Genomic DNA, 21,680 nt, shown 5'->3' on the forward strand with positions numbered 1-21,680 from the left:
GCCGCGGTTTCGATTAGGACACGCGCCATAACCTGCTTGCCCAAGGAGCCTGCCATGGACGCGCCCGTCAAAGACACCGGATTTTTCACCCAGCCGCTTTCCGAGCGCGACCCCGAGCTGTTCGAAGCCATGACCGGAGAGCTTGGCCGCCAGCGCGACGAGATCGAGCTGATCGCGTCCGAAAACATCGTCAGCCGCGCGGTGATGGAGGCACAGGGCTCTGTGCTGACCAACAAGTATGCCGAGGGCTATCCCGGGCGTCGCTATTACGGCGGCTGCGACTGGGTGGACGTGGCCGAGAACCTTGCGATCGACCGGGCTAAGAAGCTGTTCGGCTGCGACTTCGCCAACGTGCAGCCCAATTCGGGCTCGCAGGCCAACCAGGGCGTGTTCCAGGCGCTGATCCAGCCCGGCGACACCATTCTGGGGATGAGCCTCGACGCGGGCGGTCACCTGACCCATGGCGCCAAGCCCAACCAGTCGGGCAAGTGGTTCAACGCCGTGCAGTACGGCGTGCGCAAAGAGGACAACCAGCTGGACTATGACCAGGTGGAGGCCCTGGCCAAGGAGCACCAGCCGAAGCTGATCATCGCCGGCGGCTCGGCCATTCCGCGGCAGATCGACTTCAAGCGGATGCGCGAGATTGCCGACATGGTGGGCGCCTACCTGCACGTCGACATGGCGCATTTCGCCGGTCTGGTGGCGGCGGGCGAGCACCCCTCGCCCTTCCCGCACGCGCATGTGGCCACCACGACGACCCACAAGACCCTGCGCGGCCCGCGCGGCGGCATGATCCTGACCAATGACGAGACCATCGCCAAGAAGGTCAATTCGGCGATCTTCCCGGGCATCCAGGGCGGGCCGCTGATGCATGTGATCGCCGGCAAGGCGGTGGCCTTCGGCGAGGCGCTGAAGCCCGAGTTCAAGACCTATGCGCAACAGGTGATCCGCAATGCGCAGGCGCTGTCGGACCAGCTGATCAAGGGCGGTCTGGATACCGTGACCCATGGCACCGACACCCATGTCGTGCTGGTCGACCTGCGGCCCAAGGGTGTCAAGGGCAACGCCACCGAGAAGGCGCTGGGCCGGGCGCATATCACCTGCAACAAGAACGGCGTGCCGTTCGATCCCGAGAAGCCCACCGTGACCAGCGGGATCCGGCTGGGCTCGCCCGCCGGGACGACGCGTGGCTTTGGCGAGGACGAGTTCCGCCAGATCGCGGACTGGATCATCCAGGTGGTCGACGGGCTGGCGGCCAATGGCGAAGACGGCAATGCCGAGGTCGAGAACAAGGTGCGGGCGGAAGTCGAGGCGCTGTGCAAGCGCTTCCCGATCTATCCCGAGCTCTGATCAGGCGGAGCGCTGACGCGCGCAGGTCTGCGTGCGTTCGGGCCACGCAGGCCTTGAGGGGGCTGTCTGCCCCCTCAAACTCCCCCGAGGATATTTTCAGCCAGAAGAAGCAGCGAGGGTCTGGCGCGGTGTCAGAGGTGGCCTTGCCAGCGCAGGGCGGCGATGAACACCGCGGCCACGATCAGGAGCTTGAAGACCAGGCCGCCGGCCAGGTGCAGCCAGAAGCTCTTGCGGGCCTCGGCCGGATCGAGGCTTTCGAGGTAGCGGGTGATGCGCGCCTCGGCCCTGTCGAGGGCGGAGGCGTCGATCTGGCGGGACAGCTTGGGATGGGCGGCAAGCTGGCTGGCCTTGACCAGATGCTGCGCCTCGCGGCGGACCCAGCCGGGCAGCAGGCGTCCGGCACGCTTCAGCTTGGCTTCGAAGGTGCGGCCGCCGACGCGCAACTGTTCGCCCATCAGCTCTGCGATGGCGGCCTTGCGGGCTTCGAGGTCTTTGGGGTCGATCACCGGGGGACTCCTCCGGGGGCTGTCTTAGGTCCGGGGGCGCGGCGATGTCAAATCCGCGATTTGCGGTTTCCGGCGCGGCGTTGTCACGCTACATCAGGGCCATGCTGAACCAGATCCATCACGGCCAACCCGGTGGCCTGCCGCTTGTCATCGTTCACGGGCTCTACGGCTCGGCCCGCAATTGGGGAGTGATCGCCAAGCGGTTGTCGGACCGCGGGCACGTGGTGGCCGTCGACATGCGCAACCACGGCGACAGCCCGTGGCACGACGGCCATTCCTATCCGGAGATGGCGGAGGACCTGGCGGGCGTAATCGACAGCCTTGGCGGGCAGGCCGACGTGGTGGGGCATTCGATGGGCGGCAAGGCGGCGATGGTGCTGGCCCTAGAGACCCCTCAGAAGGTGCGCAAGCTGGTGGTGGGGGACATCGCGCCGGTGGGCTACAGCCACGACCAGACGCAGTACATCGACGCCATGCAGGCGGTGGACCTGAGCGGCATTGCCAAGCGCTCGGACGTGACCGAGCAGCTGGCGCGGCACGTGGACGATGCGACCTTGCAGAGCTTTTTCACGCAGTCGCTGGACCTTGCGGGCAAGCGGTGGAAGCTGAACCTCGATGTCCTGAAGCGCGAGATGGACAAGGTGATCGGGTTTCCCGAGGTTAGGGGCAGTTTCGAGGGGCCGACGCTGTTCCTGTCGGGGGCGGAGTCGGACTACGTGCTGCCCGAGCACCGTCCGGCGATCCGCAGGCATTTTCCGAAGGCGCGGTTCGCCAAGCTGGCGGGGGCCGGACACTGGCTGCACGCCGAAAAGCCGCGGGAATTCGAAGCCTCGCTGCGGGCGTTCCTCGACGCCTGAGCCTTGCGGCCCGGCCGCGATGATGCGGAGATTGTCGCGCAATTGCGCGCGCGCGGGGTCGGGACCAGCCTGAACCGACATCCGCTGGGGTTTTCGGCGTGCGTGAGACGGAGCGGCCTGCCGGGATGAGTTGCACTAGGTGGCGGCCATGGTCGATGCGCGCCGCAGCGAGGGTCCTGTTCTGCCGGCTGGGCCCAGTGGGGCCGGCGGTGCGCGCCCGAACCGGTCTGGGCCCGGGCGGCGAACACCTCGCACCCGCACAACGTCACGTGCTGGGGCAGGACGGCTCAGCGGGTGCGGATTCGCCTCTCGCGGCCGCAGGGAACTGCGGCGTCAGGCCCCTGCCCTGCCCCTGACCGGGCCGCGCGTCAGTAGCCGCGGCAGGTGGCTTCGGCTCTCGATCCGAACGCCTTGTAGCGCAGCCAGAATTCCTCGTCGCGGGCGCGGTCGGACTGGCGGACCTCCTGTGCCTGATGCGGGTCCTTGAAGAACTTGGCCGCGCGGCGCTGCTCGGACCGGGTCAGGGCGACGTTGGCCACCACCTGAATGCAGCCGCACAGCTGGCTGTTGGCCGCCTTGCGTCCGGATTTCAGGCAGGCGCGGCCAATGGGGCCGGCCTCGGCCACGGAGGCGGCGAAGGGGGCCAGCATGCCGGCCAGGACGATGACGGATAGAAGATTTTTCATGAGACTGCCCTCTGATTCCGCGGCGACGGTTTCGCCCGTCGTCTCGCATCCGGGCACAGGATGCGTGAACTTTGCGAAAAATTCAATCGTGTTGCGGGGCGATGAGCGGATTCACGGCCAGCGTTGCGGCCCGGCCAGCCTCTGACGGAGGTCATTCACAAGGGCGTCGCGGGGAATGTTGTGCGTCTCGGACAGGCGTTTGAGGCCAAAGTGGACGTGGGCGATTTCCTGGTAATAGCTGGTGTAGGCGAAGTTGGTGGCGGCGCCCGCGACGGCACCGACCACCGGCACCGCCTGCGCGGCGAGTTTCTGGCCCAGCACGGTGGCCAGCCGCGGGGCGATGCGGGCGATGAGGCCGTGGACGGTGGCGCCGGTCAGGGTAACGCGGGCCGACAGGAAGGCCATGTTGGCGCCGTCGTCGTGGTCGAGCGGCCCGGCGGCCGCAAAGACCTGAAGGCATTCGGCGCGGACCTCGGGGGTGTCGGGATCGAAGCCGTGTTCGGCGGCTATGCCCTGAATGGCGCGCAGCAGCACGGTGGTGGTGACGGGAAGTTCGGCCAGCGCCGAGGGCAGACCCCCGAAGCCGCCGGCGGCGCCCATGGCGGTGGTGGCGGCGCGGTTCAGCCAGCCGGGGGCGTCGGCGACCTGGGTGCGGCTTCGGCCGGCGGCGTCCATGGCGATGGTGAGCGCGCGTTCGGTGGCGGCCTCGAGTCGGAGCTTGATCTTCTCGGGCAGGCGTTCGAGCAGGTTCTCGGCCTGGGTGCCGACGAGGTTGAGCACCTGCAGGCCGACGCCACCGGCATTGCGGTAGCGGGTGGCAAGTGCGTCGAGTTCGCCGGCAGCCTGCGCCGGGATCAGGTCGGTGTCGGACATGTCTGGCTCCGATGTTGCTGATCTTTACATCGGGTCTTTGCGCGGCGTGTCAAGGTAGGATGGGTGCTGAGCACCCATCCTACGGTTGCCAGCGGGTGACCTCTCCGGTGACTTCGTCCCAGGCGCCGGGAGTGAGGGCATGGCCCAGCACCCGGTCGGGGTTGGTGGGTGGCGGCATGTCGACGCCGTCGAGTTTCGTGAAGCCAAAGCGTGCGTAATAGGGCGCGTCGCCCACCAGCATGACCCGGTGCCAGCCCAGTTCGCCGGCGCGGATCAGGCTGTCGCGGATCAGCGCCGCGCCGAGACCTTCGCCCTGCCGCGTGGGGTGCACCGCGACCGGGCCGAGCAGCAGCGCCTCGTGCCGGCCCACGCGCACCGGCCAATAACGGATGGCGCCGCCGATGATGCCCTGATCATCCTCGGCCACGGTGGACAGGGCGGCCACCGGCGGCACCTCGTCGCGCAGCCGGTAGGAGCTGAGCGCGGTGCGGCCGGGCGCGAAGGAGAGGTCGTAGAGGGCCTCGACCTGCCACCAGTCCTCCGGGATTTCCTTGCGCAAACGGATCAACGGGGCGGTCCTTGGCCGTGAAAGGGGTGGAAACGCGGGTAACACGGGGCTAGGTCAGGCGCAAACCCCTGAGAATGCAATTGGATACGCTCATGTTCTATCGTCCGGAAGACGGCCACGGCCTGCCGCACAATCCGTTCAACGCCATCGTGACGCCGCGGCCCATCGGCTGGATATCGACGCGCGGCGCGGACGGACAGGACAACCTCGCGCCGTATTCCTTTTTCAACGCGGTGGCTTACGTGCCGCCGCAGGTGATGTTCGCCTCGACCTCGGCGAAGGAGGATCGCGGCGACACCAAGGACAGCGTGGCGAATATCCGCGAGAGCGGCGCATTCTGCGTGAACATCGTGGCCTACGACCAGCGCGGGGTGATGAACACCAGCTCCGGGCCGTGGCCGCGCGAGGTGGACGAATTCGACAAGGCGGCGATCGCGCGGGCCGAGTGCGAGACCATCGCGTGTTCGCGGGTGGCCGAGAGCCCGGCGTCGCTGGAGTGCCGCCTGACGCAGATCGTTGAGCTCAAGGGCCGGTCGAACTTCATGGTGCTGGGCGAGGTCGTGGGGGTGCATATCCGCGACGAATACCTTGTCAACGGAAAGCTGGACGTGACGCGGTATCAGCCGCTGACGCGGATGGGGTATCGCGACTATTCGGCAATCCGCGATGTGTTCGAATTGAAGCGGCCGGGCGAGTGACCCGAGGCGGCAGAAGCGGCGGCGCTGCTTCGGACTTGCGGCGTGCCGAGACGGGTTTTCAGGCAGAAGACGACACCGGCGCCGGCAGGGCGTCGGGACGCGAGATCTCGCCACCACCGACCAGGGCGCGGACGCCGGTGGTGGCGGGCGACGAGGTTGGCAGTCCCCGCGCCACGCGCACCGCGAGATAGGCGAAGGCTTGCGCTTCGAGCATGTCTCCGTCCAGGCCGACGTCCTCGACCGGCTGAACGGGGCAATCTAGCGCCACCCCCAGCATGCGCATCATCACCGGGTTGTGGCGTCCGCCGCCGGTGACGTAGAGCGCCGTGGGGGGAGACGGACAATGCTCCATGCCGCGCATCACCGCGCTGGCGGCCATGGCGCACATCGTGGCGGCGGCATCGGCATCGTCCAACTCGCGCACGAGGTCGAGCATCAGGGAGAAGTCGTTGCGGTCCAACGACTTGGGCGGGATCTTCAGGAAGTATCCCTCGTCGAGGAACAGTTCCAGCGCGCCATCGACCACCTGTCCCTGCTGGGCCAGCGCACCGCCTGCGTCGTAGGGCAGACCGCGGCGCTCGGTCATCAGGTCGTTCAGGGGGGCGTTGGCGGGGCCGGTGTCGAAGGCCAGCAGGGCGCCCTGTGCCTCGGGGCCGGGTTTCGAGGGATCGACCCATGTGAGGTTGCCGACGCCGCCGAGGTTGAGGAAGGCCACCGGGGTCGTGGCGCCAATCCAGCGGGCGCAGGCGAAGTGGTAGAACGGGGCCAACGGCGCCCCCTGCCCGCCCAGCCGCACGTCGGCGGAGCGGAAATCCCAGACCACCGGCAGGCCCAGCGTCTGGGCCAGCGCGGCGCCATCGCCCAGCTGGTGGGTGCCGCGACCACCGGGATCATGCGCGAGGGTCTGGCCGTGAAAGCCGGCAATGTCGGCGTCCAGCCCGGACAGGGCCTCGACATGGGCCCTTTGCACCACCTCCAGCGCGGCAGAGACATCGTCGTCGTGCCAGCGGCCCAGCGCAGCCTTCAGCGCCGCACGCTCGTCGTCGGAATAGGGCCTGTATCGCGTCTCGCCGAAGCTCTCGATCGTCACCCCGTCGGTGCGGATGACTGCCGCGTCCACCCCGTCGAGCGAGGTTCCCGACATCGCCCCCAGCGCCGTCACCATCCCGTGCTTCAACATGCCCTTTTCCTCTGGCTTCGCGGTGGTTATAGCCTTGCCGCGACCATATCGGAGTGTCCCCATGACCTACCATCCCAAATCGGACTTCATGCGAATCATGATCGAGCGTGGCTTTCTGGCCGATTGCACCGATTACCAGGGGTTGGACGAGGCGGCGGCCAAGGGAGGTATGCCGGGTTATATCGGCTTTGACGCGACCGCGAAATCGCTGCACGTGGGCAGCCTGATCCAGATCATGATGCTGCGCTGGCTGCAGAAGACCGGCGGACAGCCGATCACGCTGATGGGCGGCGGCACCACCAAGGTGGGCGATCCGTCGTTCCGCGCCGAGGAGCGGCCGCTGCTGACCGAAGCGCAGATCGACGACAACATCGCCGGGATCAAGCAGGTGTTCGCCAAGTACCTTCAGTACGGCGACGGCGCGACCGATGCGAAGATGCTGAACAACGCCGAATGGCTGGACGGTCTGAACTACCTTGAATTCCTGCGCGACATCGGGCGGCATTTCTCGGTCAACCGGATGCTGGCCTTCGAGAGCGTGAAATCGCGGCTGGACCGCGAACAGTCGCTGTCGTTCCTCGAATTCAACTACATGATCCTGCAGGCCTACGACTTCCTCGAGCTGAACCGCCGCTATGGCTGCGTGTTGCAGATGGGCGGATCGGACCAGTGGGGAAACATCGTCAACGGCATCGACCTGACGCGGCGGGTGCTGGACCACGAGATCTACGGTCTGACCTCGCCCCTGCTGACCACCAGCGACGGCAAGAAGATGGGCAAGACCGCCGACGGCGCGATCTGGCTGAACGCGGACATGCGGTCGCCCTACGAATTCTGGCAGTTCTGGCGCAATACGACGGATGCGGACGTGGGACGCTTCCTGAAGCTTTACACCGAGCTTCCGGTAGAGGAATGCGACCGGCTGGGCGCGCTGGAAGGATCCGAGATCAACGAGGCCAAGATCGTATTGGCCAATGAGGTGACGACGCTGTGCCACGGCGCCGAGGCGGCGGCGGCGGCAGAGGCCACCGCGCGCGAGGTCTTTGAAAAGGGCGGCGTGGGTGACGACCTGCCGACGCTGACCCTGACCGCCGAGGAAGTGGGCGACGGGGTGTCCATCGTGCAGTTGATCGTGCGGTCGGGGCTGGCGAAATCGGGCAAGGAAGCCAAGCGGCTGATCGCCGAGAACGGTGCGCGGCTGGATGACCAGCCGCTGACCGATGCCGGTTTGATGGTGGACGCGGGCGCGCTGGCGTCGCCGATCAAGCTGTCGGCGGGCCGCAAGCGCCACGCGCTGGTGCAGCTGGGCTGAATCCCGACGCGCGCGGGACATGCCCGCGCGTCTCCGCTCTGGCGTCATGAATGCTTCTCCGGCAGGGACATCACCCCGCCGAGGCAAGACAGCTAACTCACCACCAGAGCCATTCCGCGATCCACAACAGGCTGCCCACCGGCAGGGCCAGCGCGAAGGCCAGCAGGGACAGGCCGGCGAAGGTCAGCCGGGGTGACGGGGCGGTTACACCCATGACGCGAGGATTTTTCATGGTTGCCGTTAATATGTGATAAACCTGACTCAGGTGTTAATCAGGGAATGACTTTTCATGTGAGCCAGTTGCAGGCCCTTCAAAGCGTTCCCTTCCAGCAGCATCCGGCCTTTGCGGCGGCGATGGAGCACCTCGGTCGCCCTTCACTTAAGGTTGCGCTTGGCGCGCCGCGCCGCGAGGTCGTCGTTCTGCGGCGCCGGTTCGGTCCGTTGCATCTGGGGTTGGTGTCGCGGGCGGATGTGAATCGAAGCGACCTGCCGGCCCTGCGCGAGGCGACGGCCTGCCGGCTGCTTCTGGTCAATGCCGAAACCCCCGGCAGGCACCCGGGCCTGCTGATCCGGAGCGCGGCACATCATGCCGAGCTGTCCCTCGCGGGCAGCGCGGCCGACCTGCAGGCGCGGATGGCGCAGAAATGGCGCAACCGGCTGAACCGGGCCGAGCGGTCAGGGCTGAAGGTCACGCATACGGCGCTGCCTGCGGACCCCGGCCACTGGCTGTTGCGGATCGATCAGGCGCAGCAGCAGGTGAAGCGCTATCGCGGCTATCCGCCGCTCTTCACCTCTGCCTATGCCGCCGCCAACCCGGGCCAAGCGCGGCTGTTCGAGGCGGTGGTGCATGGGGAGCCGCTGGCCGCGATGCTGTTTCTCTGCCACGGCAGCGTAGCCACCTATCATGTCAGCTGGAACGGCGACGAGGGCCGCCACAGATGTGCCCATCACCTGCTGCTCTGGCAGGCGATGCGCGCCCTGGCGACGCGCGGGATCGGCCGCATCGACCTTGGGCTGGTGGATACCGAAAGCGCGCCGGGGCTGGCGCGCTTCAAGCTGGGCAGCGGGGCCGCCTGCCGCAAGCTGGGCGGCACGCGGCTGATCTGGCTGTAGCCGATCCGTCGACGGATCGGGACCGATCCATTGATGGATCGGGTGCCTCAGTGACCGCCGAGAATGCCGGTCCTGACGTGGTAATCCACCGCCAGTTCGTAGTCCGGGTCATCGTCGCTGTCGACGATCAGGTGGCCGGCCTTCTTCAGAAGCTGGTGGCAGTCGCGGCTCAGGTGGCGCAGCTTGATGCGCTTGCCGGCCTCTTCGTATTTGCCTGCCACGGCCTCGATCGCCTGCAGGGCGGATTGGTCGACCACCCGGCTTTCGGCGAAATCGACGATCACCACGTCGGGGTCGGTCTCGACGTCGAAGAGCTCGGCAAAGCCGTCGGATGATCCGAAGAACAGCGGGCCCTGGATTTCGTAGACCTTGGCGCCCTTGTCGGTGATGGAATCGCGGGTGCGGGCATGGATGCGCCGTGCGTTGTTCCACGAATAGGCCAGCGCCGAAACGATCACGCCCACCACCACCGCGACCGCGAGGTCCTCGTAGACCGTGACCGCCGTGACCAGCAGGATCACGAAGGCGTCCATTTTCGGCACCTTGCGCAGGATGGTCAGCGAGTTCCAGGCGAATGTGCCGATCACCACCATGAACATCACGCCGACCAGAGCGGCCAGCGGAATGAGCTCGATGATGGGCGAGGCGAAGAGGATGAAGATCAGCAGGAACAGCGCCGCCGCGATGCCGGCGATGCGGGTGCGGCCGCCGGACTTTACGTTGATCATCGACTGGCCGATCATGGCGCAGCCGCCCATGCCGCCGAAGAAGCCGGTGACGGTGTTGGCGACGCCCTGCGCGATGCATTCCTGCGACGCGCCGCCGCGCTTGTTGGTCATCTCACCCACGAGGTTCAGCGTCAGCAGCGATTCGATCAGCCCGATGGCGGCAAGGATCACCGCATAGGGCAGGATGATCTGGAAGGTCTCCCACGTGAGCGGCACCGTGGGAATGTGGAAGGCGGGCAGCCCGCCCTGGATCGAGGCCATGTCACCCACCCGCGGCACATCGATGCCGAAGGCAATGACCAGCGCCGCCACCACGCCGATACCGGCCAGGGGGGCGGGGATCACCTTGGTGATCTTGGGCATGACCCAGATGATCGCCATGGTCAGCGCCACCAGCCCCAGCATCACCACCAGCGGCCAGCCGGTCAGCCATTCGCCGCCGCCGACACCGTGGCCTGTGCTCTCGGCCGTGCCCGGCACCTTGAACTGTGTCAGCTGGGCAAGGAAGATCACGATCGCCAGACCGTTGACGAAGCCCAGCATCACCGGGTGCGGCACCAGCCGGATGAACTTGCCCCATTGCATGGCACCGGCGAATATCTGCAACAGCCCCATCAGCACCACGGTGGCGAAAAGGTATTCGACGCCGTGCTGCGCCACCAGCGCCACCATCACCACCGCCAGCGCGCCCGTCGCGCCCGAGATCATGCCGGGCCGTCCGCCGATCAGCGCGGTGATCAGCCCCACGAGGAAGGCGGCGTAGAGCCCGACCAGCGGATGCACGCCGGCGACGAAGGCGAAGGCCACGGCTTCGGGCACCAGCGCCAGCGCCACGGTCAGGCCGGAGAGCAGCTCGATGCGGATCCGACCGGCGGTCAGCGCCTCGTCCGGGGCGAGGCGAAGGTCGGGCATGGCGAAGCCCTTGGCAAATGCGGCCAGCGAGGCGCGTTTCATCGGCGGAATTCCTGCGGTTTGGTGGTTGTGCGAGCGCTATAAGCGCGCGCGGCGTGAAAGGCCACCCCACCGCCACCGGACGAATTGCCGCTCTGGGCAGGCGACAAGCTCGACGATCCATCAATGGATCGGTGCCGATCTGTCGACAGGTCGGGGGCGCCACCCTGCGCGGCGGGGGCCGATCCATCAATGGATCGGGACTGATCCGTCGACGGATCAGGTTGCGCTCGAGGCCGCCGGCTCTAAGGTTGCGCGCGACAGGCCAGACGGAGGATGCCATGGCAGAGACGATGATCGGCGTGATCGGCGGGTCGGGGATTTACGACATCGACGGGCTTCAGGACGCGCGCTGGCAGGCGGTAGACAGCCCCTTCGGCACACCTTCCGACGAGCTCCTGACCGGTACGCTGGACGGCGTGCGGATGGCCTTCCTGCCGCGTCATGGCCGGGGGCATGTGCATGCGCCCTCGACCGTGCCCTACCGGGCCAACATCGACGCGTTGAAGCGGCTTGGCGTGACCGACGTGATCTCGGTCTCGGCCTGCGGGTCGTTCCGTGACGCGATGGCGCCGGGTGACTTCGTGATCGTCGACCAGTTCATCGACCGCACCATCGCCCGCGAGAAGAGCTTTTTCGGCACCGGCTGCGTGGCGCATGTCAGCGTGGCGCATCCGACCTGCCCGCGCCTGTCGGACGCCTGCGAGACGGCGGCCAAGGCGGCGGGGATCACGGTGCACCGTGGCGGAACGTATCTGGCAATGGAAGGCCCGCAGTTCTCGACCCTGGCGGAATCGAGGATGTACCGCGACAGCTGGGGCGCCGACGTGATCGGCATGACCAACATGCCGGAGGCCAAGCTCGCGCGGGAGGCCGAGCTCTGTTACGCCTCGGTGGCGATGATCACCGACTACGACAGCTGGCACCCGGACCATGGCGAGGTGGATGTCACGCAGATCATCGCCACGCTGATGGGCAATGCCGAGAAGGGGCGCAACATGGTGGGCCGGTTGCCCGCCCTCCTGGGCAAGGATCGCGCGCCCTGCCCGCATGGCTGCGACCGGGCGCTGGAATATGCCATCCTGACCGCGCCCGAGAAACGCGACCCGGAGATCGTGGCGCGGCTGGACGCGGTGGCGGGCCGGGTGCTGAACGGCGTGCCGGGCTGAAGCCCGGCCTACGGAGCCTGGCGCGGGGACACCGTGCGCCGGTGGCTCGGGCCAGCCGACCGCACCCCCGCGCCCGGCCGTCTGTTCAGCCCGACTGGCGGTGAGTCTTCAGGAAGGCGCGGATGAAATGCCGGATTTCGCGGGCGGCGCTGGTGTCCATCTCCTTGCAGAGCGCGACAAAGGCATCCCGCTCGCCCTTGTCGAGCCGCAGGATCAATTGCGCATCCTTGTTCCCCGGCTTGGCCGTTTCGGCTTTCTTGCTCACGCGACATGGTCCGATTGCTGTGATACCCGGTCGGAACGCATATACATTGCATAGCCGTCCGGCGCGCATGCTAGGGGGCCGTCCGGCGGAAGGGAAGTGTAAACTGCGCCGTCAGAACCGGTAGCCGAAGCGCGCGATGTCGCGGGCGCAGACCTGCGCGACGATGGCGCGGGTTCGGTCATCGTAGTAGCTCCGGTAATCGGCGTCCCGGTCCGACCGGTTGGCATGCGGCAGGTCGATCGCAAAGCCCAGATGGCGCTCGAGCGGTGCGATGTCCTCGGCCAGATGCTCCAGCCGCAGGAACAGCGCGGGCCGTTCGCGTGCGGCGGCGTCGGTGACGTAGCGCGCCGCCGGCGTCGCCGCGAGCGAGCGCTGGATGGTGTCGTGGCGCAGGAAGTCCGCGAAGCTCAGCCGCTGCGACAGGCCGACGGCCGGATGATCGAAGCTCTGGTCGCGCAGCCAGTGATAGTAGCTCACCACCCGGTCCCAGGGGTTGCGCACCAGCGTGAAGATCAGGAAATCGTCAAGCTCCTGCAGCGCCACGACCCCGTCGATGTCGGCCAGCGTCGCGTGCTTCCACAGCCGCCCCCGGGCGCTCAGCTTCGCCAGCCGCCCGCGCCGCCGCCGCGCCTTCGGCGTATCGCCGATCAGGATGTCGTCGGCCTTGGCCCGCGCCTCCAGCGCCAGCGCCATCGCGGTGCCACCGGTCTTGGGGATATGCACGAAGATATAGCGCCGTCCGGGTGAGATGATCATGCGCGCCACGCTAGCCGTGCCCCGGGCGCCGGGCAATCACAATGGTCGGCGATCGGGTCCCGCCCCGGCCCTTCTTCTGGCCGGAAATATCCCGGGGGGTCCGGGGGGCTGGCCCCCCGGGCTGTCGGCACGCGCAGGCGTGGCGAAAATCCTCAGCCGTCCCGCAACCGCCAGACGATCACCAGCCCGGCGCCGGCGATCAGCGCGATGCCCGCGACCTCGGACCAGCCGACGCGCTGGCCGAACAGGACAAAGGCCGCCAGCGGACCGAAGATAAACACCGAGTATTCGAAGACCGCGACATAAGAGGCGTCGCCCAGTGCATAGGCCCGGGTGATCAGCCCGACCCCCAGGACCGAGAACACCGCCTGCACCAGCATCAGCAGGTGGATGAGCGGCGACATCGGCCAGACCCAGCCGCGGCTGACGAAACCGGCCGCGCCCGCGCCCGTCTCGGGCCCGATCAGCGCCACCCCGGCCAGCCCCGCAAACCCCAGCAGCCCCTGGATCAGGAACATCGCCAGCAGCATCGCCAGCACGTCCTCGCCGGCGCAGATGGTGCGGGTGGCGATCGCGCCCAGCGCGTAGAACAGCCCCGCCAGCACCGGCACGAAGGTGGCGAGGCTGAGCGCCGCAGGATCCGGGCTCAGCACCACGAGGATGCCGGCGAAACCCATCGCCACGGCAAGGATCCGCCATTTGCCGATCGGCTGGTGCAGGGCCAGCGCGGTGATCACCAGCACGAACACCGGCGAGGTGAAAAGCCCCGAAAGCGCCTGCGCGATGGGCATCGCCGACAGCGCGCCGAAATAGAACAGCATCGCCAGCGCCAGCATCGCCCCGCGCAGCGCCACCGCCCAGGCCCGGTGCGGCCGCAGACTGCCCAGACCCAGCCGCGCCGCCAGCAGGATCACCGGCACCGACAGCACCATCCGCCAGGCATAGAACTGCCACAGGCCGATCTCGCCGGCGATCACCGGGACGGCATTGTCGATCACGCCGATCACGGCCATCGCGCCCAGCATCGAGGCGGCGGCCGCCATCGGCCGGGTCTGTGGAACTGTCGCGGTCATGCTGCCCCTCTTCGCCACCTTGCGGCGGTGTGGTCTTGCCTTATAACGACGGTAATCGGTGCGAAAGGGAGTTTGCGATGCGCGCGCAGCACATGACCGGCCCGGTCCGGCCCCGGACAGCGCGGATCGCTCCTGCAATGCATGGCTGATCCTTGATGACCGTCACGGCCATGCCGCTCTATCGCCTGTTCGTCACGCTGGTCTGGGGACCCGTCGCGCTGGGGTTGCTGGTGCGTGTCCTCGCACGCAGGGAACGCCTGTCGGACTGGGCCGAGCGGATCGGGCTGAGCCTCGGGCGGGCCGATGGGCCGCATCTGTGGCTGCACGCGGCCTCGAACGGAGAGCTGACCTCGGCGCGGCCCGTGCTGCTAGCGCTGCGGGCGGCGCGGCCGGACCTGAAGCTGCTGGTCACCACCAATTCGCTGACCGGGCGCGACCTTGCCCGCGGCTGGGCGCTGGACGGTCTGACCGCGCGGCTGGCACCGCTGGACACCCGCTGGGCCGCTGCCGGGCTGATCGCGCGCTACGATCTGCGGGCGCATGTCCTGCTGGAGGCCGAGTTCTGGCCGAACCGGATCCTTGCCTTTTCGAACAGGGGCTTGCCGGTGCATGCCGTCGGTGCGCGGCTGTCGCGGCGCACGGCAGGGACATGGCGGCGCTTCGCCTGGCTGGCCGAGCAGGTGCTGGCGCGGATGACCTTCGTTTCGCCGCAGGACGAGGGGTCGCGCCGGCGGTTGCTGCACCTCGGGCTGACGCCGGCGCAGCTGGGGCCGGTGCTGGACCTCAAGGCGTTCTACGCCCCGCCGACCGACCTGACGCCCGATGCCGTGCTTGCCGGGGCCTTCGACCGCGAAGCGACCTGGCTGGCCGCCTCGACCCACGAGGGCGAGGACGAGGTCGTGCTGGCAGCGCATGTCAGGCTGCTGCGGCAGATGCCGGAGGCACGGCTGATCATTGCGCCGCGCCACCCCAGGCGCGGGCCCGAGGTTGCCGCCCTTGCGCGCGAGGCGGGGCTTGTGGCGGCGCTGCGTTCGGCCGGCGACGCGCCGCGCGCCGATGCCGTCTATATCGCCGACACGCTGGGCGAGATGCCGCTGTGGTACAGGCTTGCCGGGGTGACGTTCGTGGGCGGCTCGCTGGTCGACAGGGGCGGACACACGCCTTTCGAACCGGCCACTTTCGACAGCATCCTGCTGCACGGACCGGACACCCGCAACTTTACGCGGATCTACCGCAGGTTGGATGTGGCGGGGGCTGCGGCGCAGGTCAACAAGGCCCACGACCTGGCCGATGCGCTGGTGCAGTTGCGCGATCCCGACCGGCGTGCGGCGATGCGCCGGCTGACGCGTGAGCAACTGGGCCAGCCGGCGGAGCTGGAGACCGTGGTGGGCCGGATCGTGGCCGGACTGGACCCCGGATCCTGACCGGTGTTGTGACGATTTGTGACAGCGGTCGCGGTTGATCCGGACCGAAAAGCCTATATGTCTTGCAGGCACTTATCCGGACGGCGCAGATGATACACTACGCTTTGAAATGCAGCGACGACCACCGCTTCGAAAGCTGGTTCCAGTCGGCTGCGGCCTTCGACAAGCTCAACGCAGCAGGCATGGTGGCCTGCGCGGTCTGCGGTTCGACCACGGTCGACCGCGACCTCATGGCGCCGCGCGTGTCACAGGCCAAATCCGGTGAAGATAAGGCACCGGCGCGCCCCTTGTCGGCCCCGGCCTCGCCGGCGGAGCAGGCACTGGCGGCGCTGAAGGCGCATGTCGAGAAGACCTCGGATTACGTCGGCCGCGATTTCGTGCGCGAGGCGCGTGCAATGCATGAGGGCGAGGTTCCTCAGCGTTCGATCCATGGCGAGGCAAAGCCCGAGGATGCGCGCAAGCTGGCCGAGGACGGTATCGCCGTGACCCCCCTGCCCTTCCGTCTGAACCGCAAGTCGAACTGAGGCCGGGGCCGGCGGCGTCCCGACGACCAGCGCAATCCAAGGTTGTGTGAGGCCGGGCTTCGTGCTATGATAACGGCATTACCGTTACCAGGTTTTACCGTTATGAAATATTCAACCTTTCGCGTGGACGCGTCCAATTTCGACGCGTCCAGGAAGAGCCTCGAAAAAGCTGGCGGCTGGTGGGTGCGCTTCGGCGACGAGGTGTTGACCTACTCTGCCAATGACCGCTGGCCCGACGTGCAGGGCCGTTTCCCCTCAGACCAACGCAGCGCGCGCCAGCCGGCAGGAGATGTCCGCAAGGGCGCGATGCACCTTGTGGTTCAGAAGGGCCGCACCTTCCAGCAGGAGCATCCAGAGGTCGAGGTGATCTTTGACCGCGGCCGATACCTGGTGGTGAGCCTGAGCAAGGCGGATGCGAAAAAATGCGCCGATCACGATGGCGTCTGTTACCACATCGAGCCGCTGGCCGAGAACCAGGTGGTGTTCGACACGGTGTCGGCGGCGCGTCGCGCCGATGCCGGCATGGGCCCCGAAGCCGAGATCGTGGCACGGGTGGACCGGGGGCGGTTCGAGACGCATATCGCGCAACTGGTGTCCTATCCGACACGGCTGTCGACGACGGTCCACTACGCCGAGGCCGCCGGGTACTGCCGGGTGCAACTGGTGGCGATGGGCTATCAGGTCGACGTGACCGAGGTTCAGGTGCCGGGCGGCAGTTCCTCCAACGTGGTGGCCCGCAAGCCGGGTGTCGGGACGGCGGGACGCGGCGAAGTGCTGGTGGTGGCGCATCTGGATTCGATCAATGCGCCGGGTGGTCCGGCCGCGGATGCGCCGGGCGCGGACGACAATGCCAGCGGCTCCGCCGGGGTGCTTGTGCTGGCCGAGGCGCTGTCCGGGCACAGCTTCGCGCATGATCTGGTGCTGATCCTCTTCGGCGGCGAGGAACAGGGGCTGCACGGCTCCACCCAATACGTGGCAGGACTGGACGAGGCCGCGCGCGACCGGGTGCAGGCGGTGCTCAACATGGACATGATCGGCAGCATCAACGCGCAGCCGCCCTCGGTGCTGCTTGAAGGGCATGCGATTAGCCAGTCGATGATCGACGGTCTGGCGCAGGCAGCCGCGGATTTCACCACGCTGGCGGTGCAGACCTCGCTGAACCCGTTTGCCAGCGACCACGTGCCGTTCATCGACGCCGGGATGCCGGCGGTGCTGACCATCGAGGGCGCGGACGGGGCGAATGACGCCATCCACACCTCGAACGATACGCTGGACCGAACCTCGAGCGACTTCGCAGTACAGATCCTGCGGATGAACGCCGGGTTTCTTGCCGAGGCGGCGGGGGTGATCGCACAGGCCCCCGAGACGGCCTATGGCACCCGGCAACCGGGCGTACAGCCGCCGCCGCTGTTTGCGCCGCCGCCGCCCGCCATGCCGCCGCCTGCGGCCGGTCATCCGTCGCATGGGATGGGACCGTTGCCGGGCAGCTTCGCACCGCCCCCATCCCCGCCGGCCCCGGACATGACCCATATCGCACGGGATCTGGCGTTTCATTATCAGGCGCTGTTCGCGCAATATGCACGTCTGGGCCGCGACGGGCAGTTGACGGCGCAGGATTACGGCCAGTGGCAGGCCAGCCGCGCCGCCTATGACACCGTTGCGGCCAAGGCCGGCGGCTGCGGCTGCGGCTGCGGCTGCGGCTGCGCGTGACCCGGACCGGACCGCAGGGTCCGGAGAGAGAGTGGACCGAGACATGACCGACAAGACCGACGTGGCCGGCACCTGGGTCGAGATCGGCGAAGAAAGCGCCGGAGACGAGGTGGTGTTCTACCGCCACGGCACGGACATCCCGCCGGCGCGCGGCCGCCGTCAGTTGCGGTTGCTCGACGAAGGCCGCGCCGAGGGCACGGATTATGGCCCGACCGACAGGGGCGCGGCCGGTGGCGCGGGCGGATGGCGGCTTGACGGCGAGGTCCTGCATGTCGAGCTGCCCGGCTGGGAGGGCGACTACGAGATCAAATCCGCCGGAGGCGACAAGCTGATCCTTCGGCGACGCTGAGCCCGCGATACCGGGCGACCGACAGCATTGAGCATTCGCGGCCCGTGACGGGCGCGGACCCGGAGCGCGTGATTGCCGCTTTCCGGGAACGGGAAGGGAATTTCAGATTGTCGCGGCCTGTCCGCGGCGCGCATTTGCAAAGGAGCAAGACCGATGGCCGACGACGACAAGGACAAACCCCCGCAAACCCGGGCCTGCGGCACGATGGAGGTGCACCGACGCCTGCTGAACACCGACCCGGAATACGCCCGCCGCCTGACCCGGATCGAGGAGCTGGCGTTTCGCGCCGCGATGTCGGGGCCTCTGGCGCGGCCGGGATGCACCGAGATCCCGGTGGTGGTGCATATCGTACATCGCACCGCCGCGCAGAACCTGACGCAAGCGCAGATCGACAGCCAGATCGACGTGCTGAACCGCGACTTCCGCAAGACAAACACCGACATCAGCCAGGTGCCGGGCCCCTTCGCCCCGCTGGCGGGCGACGCGCGGATCACCTTCAGGCTGGCCAGTGTCGACCCCGACGGCAACCCGACCGACGGGGTGACCCGGACCGAGACCCGCAAGACCACGTTCAATGCCGACAACGACGACGTGAAGTTCTCGTCCGAGGGGGGCATCGACGCCTGGCCGCGGGACGATTACCTCAATATCTGGGTCTGCCCGAACATCACCAACAGCTTCGGCGACTCGATCCTGGGCTACGCGCAGTTTCCCGGCGGTCCGGCGGCCACCGACGGCGTGGTGATCCTGCACACCGCCTTTGGCACTACCGGCACCGCAGCGGCGCCCTTCGACAAGGGCCGCACCACCACCCACGAGATCGGCCACTGGCTGAACCTGCGGCACATCTGGGGCGACGACGGCGGCGGATGCTCGGGGTCGGACTTCGTGGCCGACACCCCCAACCAAGGCGGGCCGAACTTCGGCAAGCCGACCTTTCCGACGGTGTCGTGTTCGAACGGGCCCAACGGTGACATGTTCATGAACTATATGGACTATGTCGACGACGACACCATGGTGATGTTCTCGGAAGGCCAGATCGCGCGGATGCAGGCCTGTCTTGACGGGCCGCGCAGCGCGATCGGGCGGTCGGTGTCCTGTGTCACCGTCGGGCCGAAACCGCTGCCGAAGGATCTGCCGAAGGATCTGCCCAAGGACTTCGGCAAGGATTTCCCGAAAGACCCGCCCAAGGATTTTCCGAAGGACCCGCCCAAGGACTTCCCGAAGGACGGACCCAAGGATTTCCCCAAGGACATCATCAAGGAACCGCCGAAAGAACTGCCAAAGGATCTCGGCAAGGACGGGCCCAAGGACCCACCGAAGGACTTCCCGAAGGATGGGCCCAAGGATTTCCCCAAGGACGGCGGCAAGGAGATCATCAAGGACGGCCCCAAGGACCGGCCCTTCGATCCCGGTCCCAAGGAGCTCAAGGAAGGCCCCTTCGACCCCGGGCCCAAGACCATCAAGGAACCCCCCTTCGACCCCGGCCCCAAGAATATCATCGACGATGGGCCGAAGAACATCCTCGGCGACATCCCCGGCAAGGGCATCGCGGATCCGCCGAAATCCACGCTCGAACCGCCGTTCGAGCCGGGCGGTCCCGGGTTCCCGATCCCAGTTCAGCCCGGCCCCGGCCTGCCCTTCGTCATGGGCACCGGCATGCCGCAGCAGCCGCAGGATGCGCGGGCGCAGTACCTCGCCTACTACGCGCAGATCCTGCAACACTATGCCGGTCTGAACCAGCGCGGCATGCTGGATGCGCAGGGCCATGCCGCCTGGCAACAGGCCTGGGCGGCCTACCAGCAGCTTGGCGGCAGCTAGGCGCGGCCTGACCACGACCGGACCCGGCGGCGCCCTGCCGCCGGGCCTTTCACGTGCCCGAGGAGCCGGCCCTTGATCCTGATTATCTCATTCCCCGACAACGACCACGTCAGCCGGGTGACCCAGTATCTGCGGTCCGAGTACTGGGTGCTCGACCTTGCCACGATCCCGGCCGAGACGCAGGTCAGCGCACGGGTGGGGCGGATGAGCGACGCGCTCTGGCTGGATACCGCGGAGGGGCGGATCGACCTCGACCGGGTGGGCGCGGTGTGGAATAGGCGCATCCGAGGCTTTCGGATCGATCCGGCGGTGACGGACGCGACCGCGCGCATGTTCGCCCATTCCGAGACCACCGAGGCGGTGCAGGGCTTCTGGTACGCGATGGGCTGCTACTGGATGAACCCGCCCGCCGCCGACGAGATGGCGCTGCGCAAGGTGACGCAACACCGGGTGGCGGCGCGACTGGGGCTGCGGATCCCCGAAACGCTGGTGACCAACAACCCCGAGGAGGCCCGCGCCTTCATCGCCGCGCATGCGGCCACCGGCGTGGTCCGCAAGGCGTTCCGCAACATCGTCGAGGCCCCACGCGAGACGCTGAAGATCGGACCGAAGGAGATTGCGGTGCTGGACACGGTGCGCTACGCGCCGGTGATCTTGCAGGAATACATCCCGCTTGCGCTGGACCTGCGGGTGACGGTGGTGGACGGCGAGATCTTCGCAACATCGTTCCGCTCGGAACCGCAATACGAGGTCGATTACCGGCCCGGCGTCGGCACGGCCGAGGTGCGGCCCTACGATCTGCCCGACGACGTGGCCACGAAGCTGCGGGCGCTGATGCAGGCCTTCGGGCTGAACTACGGCGCGGTGGATTTCCGGCTGACACCCGAGGGCGAGCACGTGTTCTTCGAGGTCAACCCGGCAGGCGAATACCTCTTCGCCTCGGAACGCAGCGGCCAGCCGATCCCGCAGGCGATCGCAGCGGCGCTGGAGCGGAACGCAGGCAGGTGAGGCACGCCGCCGTCCCGGACCTGATCCGGGACCTCCCGGCCAACGCGACCGGGAGCGGGCTTAACGCAAGGAATGACCGGGAACTGCCGCTTCGGGTGTCACGCCGGGCGCGTGCACCGCGACGCGCGGCTCCTACCCTGACGCGGCCCGCGCTGCGTTTCCGGCCAGAGCCAACCGGTGCGTCCTCGTGGAACTTGCGGCGGGCGGTGGTCGCAAGAAGAAACGGCGCGCCCCGGGGGCACGCCGTTCGCAGTCATACTGTCGGTCAGCTCAGAGGTTGGGCTGCTGCGAGGACAGACCGATCTCGCCGCCCATCGCCACCATGTCGGCCAAAAGCTTCGCGGCATCGTCGACGACACCCTGCTCCGGCTCTTTCGCCTCTTTCGCGGACTTGTGGACGGCAGCGGCCTCGGACACCATCTCGTCGAAGGTCTCCTGGGTCATGTCGCCGCGCGGGATGGCGCGTTCGGCCAGCACCGTGACGCCGTCGTCCTTGATCTGCGCGAAACCGCCGGTGACGACGTATTCCGCCGCCTCGCCCGCGCCTTCGATCTTCAGGATGCCCGGACGCAAGGTGGTGATCGTCGGCGCGTGATCGGCCATCGCCGTCATGTCGCCGTCGGCACCGGGGATCTGCACCGCGGTCACCTTGCGCGAGGCAAGGCTGCGTTCGGGGCTGACCAGTTCGAATTGCATTTCTTCTGCCATGTCGTTCTCCTTTGGAGAGGCCGCCCCGCCTGCGCGCGACGGCCAGCCTCA

At 67.6% G+C, this 21,680-nt stretch carries 22 protein-coding genes; 12 read left to right on the forward strand and 10 right to left on the reverse strand.

Translation table 11 applies throughout. From position 1 onward, the window contains the following. The first annotated feature begins 54 nt into the window (after positions 1–54). Positions 55–1,350, forward strand: a complete 1,296-nt coding sequence (glyA, locus tag AC04PT_RS14265; protein WP_482874386.1) for a serine hydroxymethyltransferase — start codon at positions 55–57, stop codon at positions 1,348–1,350. Between the two features lie 131 nt (positions 1,351–1,481). Here glyA and AC04PT_RS14270 read toward each other — a convergent pair whose 3' ends face one another. Beyond that, positions 1,482–1,856 (reverse strand): hypothetical protein, encoded by a 375-nt coding sequence (locus AC04PT_RS14270; protein WP_482874387.1) that lies wholly within the window; start codon positions 1,854–1,856, stop codon positions 1,482–1,484. 101 nt (positions 1,857–1,957) lie between these two features. On the opposite strand from AC04PT_RS14270, the gene AC04PT_RS14275 reads away from it, so the two are divergent. Beyond that, the gene (locus AC04PT_RS14275; RefSeq protein ID WP_482874475.1) at positions 1,958–2,713 is read left to right on the forward strand and encodes an alpha/beta fold hydrolase; all 756 of its coding nucleotides are present in this window, start codon (positions 1,958–1,960) and stop codon (positions 2,711–2,713) included. Positions 2,714–3,081: 368 nt separating this feature from the next. Here AC04PT_RS14275 and AC04PT_RS14280 read toward each other — a convergent pair whose 3' ends face one another. From AC04PT_RS14280 to AC04PT_RS14290, 3 genes are all read right to left on the reverse strand, one after another. Further along, positions 3,082–3,399 (reverse strand): hypothetical protein, encoded by a 318-nt coding sequence (locus AC04PT_RS14280; protein ID WP_482874388.1) that lies wholly within the window; start codon positions 3,397–3,399, stop codon positions 3,082–3,084. A gap of 111 nt (positions 3,400–3,510) precedes the next feature. Continuing rightward, entirely contained in the window at positions 3,511–4,272 is a 762-nt protein-coding gene (locus tag AC04PT_RS14285) for an EcsC family protein (RefSeq protein ID WP_482874389.1), read from the reverse strand. A 79-nt stretch (positions 4,273–4,351) separates the two neighbouring features. Beyond that, a complete protein-coding gene (locus tag AC04PT_RS14290) occupies positions 4,352–4,840 on the reverse strand; it encodes a GNAT family N-acetyltransferase (protein WP_482874390.1) in 489 nt (162 codons plus the stop codon). Between the two features lie 92 nt (positions 4,841–4,932). Here AC04PT_RS14290 and AC04PT_RS14295 point away from each other — a divergent pair, with 92 nt between their 5' ends. Next, positions 4,933–5,538 carry a flavin reductase family protein gene (locus tag AC04PT_RS14295; RefSeq protein ID WP_482874391.1) on the forward strand — a complete coding sequence of 202 codons (606 nt, stop codon included), beginning with the start codon at positions 4,933–4,935 and terminating at the stop codon, positions 5,536–5,538. A gap of 58 nt (positions 5,539–5,596) precedes the next feature. Here AC04PT_RS14295 and AC04PT_RS14300 read toward each other — a convergent pair whose 3' ends face one another. After that, positions 5,597–6,718, reverse strand: coding sequence for an anhydro-N-acetylmuramic acid kinase (locus tag AC04PT_RS14300; RefSeq protein ID WP_482874392.1), 1,122 nt, complete (start codon positions 6,716–6,718; stop codon positions 5,597–5,599). A 61-nt stretch (positions 6,719–6,779) separates the two neighbouring features. Here AC04PT_RS14300 and tyrS point away from each other — a divergent pair, with 61 nt between their 5' ends. Together tyrS and AC04PT_RS14310 are read left to right on the forward strand one after the other, a co-directional pair. Then, on the forward strand, positions 6,780–8,030 hold the full coding sequence (gene tyrS / locus AC04PT_RS14305) for a tyrosine--tRNA ligase (RefSeq protein WP_482874393.1): 1,251 nt from the start codon (positions 6,780–6,782) through the stop codon (positions 8,028–8,030). Between the two features lie 279 nt (positions 8,031–8,309). Then, the gene (locus AC04PT_RS14310) at positions 8,310–9,143 is read left to right on the forward strand and encodes a GNAT family N-acetyltransferase (RefSeq protein ID WP_482874394.1); all 834 of its coding nucleotides are present in this window, start codon (positions 8,310–8,312) and stop codon (positions 9,141–9,143) included. A 47-nt stretch (positions 9,144–9,190) separates the two neighbouring features. On the opposite strand, the gene AC04PT_RS14315 is transcribed toward AC04PT_RS14310, so the two are convergent. Beyond that, a complete protein-coding gene (locus AC04PT_RS14315; protein WP_482874395.1) occupies positions 9,191–10,825 on the reverse strand; it encodes a SulP family inorganic anion transporter in 1,635 nt (544 codons plus the stop codon). Positions 10,826–11,103: 278 nt separating this feature from the next. On the opposite strand from AC04PT_RS14315, the gene AC04PT_RS14320 reads away from it, so the two are divergent. Next, the gene (locus tag AC04PT_RS14320) at positions 11,104–11,991 is read left to right on the forward strand and encodes an S-methyl-5'-thioadenosine phosphorylase (RefSeq protein ID WP_482874396.1); all 888 of its coding nucleotides are present in this window, start codon (positions 11,104–11,106) and stop codon (positions 11,989–11,991) included. 85 nt (positions 11,992–12,076) lie between these two features. Here the strand turns inward: AC04PT_RS14320 and AC04PT_RS14325 are convergent, their stop codons facing one another. The 3 genes from AC04PT_RS14325 to AC04PT_RS14335 form a co-directional block, all read right to left on the reverse strand. Continuing rightward, on the reverse strand, positions 12,077–12,256 hold the full coding sequence (locus tag AC04PT_RS14325; protein ID WP_482874397.1) for a hypothetical protein: 180 nt from the start codon (positions 12,254–12,256) through the stop codon (positions 12,077–12,079). Positions 12,257–12,367: 111 nt separating this feature from the next. Continuing rightward, positions 12,368–13,012 carry a sulfotransferase family 2 domain-containing protein gene (locus AC04PT_RS14330; RefSeq protein WP_482874398.1) on the reverse strand — a complete coding sequence of 215 codons (645 nt, stop codon included), beginning with the start codon at positions 13,010–13,012 and terminating at the stop codon, positions 12,368–12,370. Positions 13,013–13,164: 152 nt separating this feature from the next. Beyond that, positions 13,165–14,085: a DMT family transporter gene (locus AC04PT_RS14335; protein WP_482874399.1), complete on the reverse strand. Its 921-nt coding sequence runs from the start codon at positions 14,083–14,085 to the stop codon at positions 13,165–13,167. Between the two features lie 155 nt (positions 14,086–14,240). On the opposite strand from AC04PT_RS14335, the gene AC04PT_RS14340 reads away from it, so the two are divergent. The 6 genes from AC04PT_RS14340 (at position 14,241) to AC04PT_RS14365 (ending at position 20,921) form a co-directional block, all read left to right on the forward strand. Further along, entirely contained in the window at positions 14,241–15,509 is a 1,269-nt protein-coding gene (locus AC04PT_RS14340) for a 3-deoxy-D-manno-octulosonic acid transferase (protein ID WP_482874400.1), read from the forward strand. Positions 15,510–15,598: 89 nt separating this feature from the next. Continuing rightward, positions 15,599–16,033 (forward strand): DUF1178 family protein, encoded by a 435-nt coding sequence (locus AC04PT_RS14345; protein WP_482874401.1) that lies wholly within the window; start codon positions 15,599–15,601, stop codon positions 16,031–16,033. A gap of 102 nt (positions 16,034–16,135) precedes the next feature. Then, positions 16,136–17,743, forward strand: a complete 1,608-nt coding sequence (locus AC04PT_RS14350; protein ID WP_482874402.1) for a M28 family metallopeptidase — start codon at positions 16,136–16,138, stop codon at positions 17,741–17,743. A gap of 43 nt (positions 17,744–17,786) precedes the next feature. Continuing rightward, positions 17,787–18,092 carry a hypothetical protein gene (locus AC04PT_RS14355; RefSeq protein WP_482874403.1) on the forward strand — a complete coding sequence of 102 codons (306 nt, stop codon included), beginning with the start codon at positions 17,787–17,789 and terminating at the stop codon, positions 18,090–18,092. A 153-nt stretch (positions 18,093–18,245) separates the two neighbouring features. Beyond that, a complete protein-coding gene (locus tag AC04PT_RS14360; protein ID WP_482874404.1) occupies positions 18,246–19,913 on the forward strand; it encodes a zinc metalloprotease in 1,668 nt (555 codons plus the stop codon). Between the two features lie 72 nt (positions 19,914–19,985). Beyond that, entirely contained in the window at positions 19,986–20,921 is a 936-nt protein-coding gene (locus AC04PT_RS14365) for an ATP-grasp domain-containing protein (RefSeq protein ID WP_482874405.1), read from the forward strand. Between the two features lie 270 nt (positions 20,922–21,191). On the opposite strand, the gene AC04PT_RS14370 is transcribed toward AC04PT_RS14365, so the two are convergent. Then, the gene (locus AC04PT_RS14370; protein ID WP_482874406.1) at positions 21,192–21,629 is read right to left on the reverse strand and encodes a F0F1 ATP synthase subunit epsilon; all 438 of its coding nucleotides are present in this window, start codon (positions 21,627–21,629) and stop codon (positions 21,192–21,194) included. Positions 21,630–21,680: the final 51 nt, after the last annotated feature.

The sequence above is a fragment of the Litorisediminivivens sp. KMU-197 genome, from assembly GCF_056858395.1.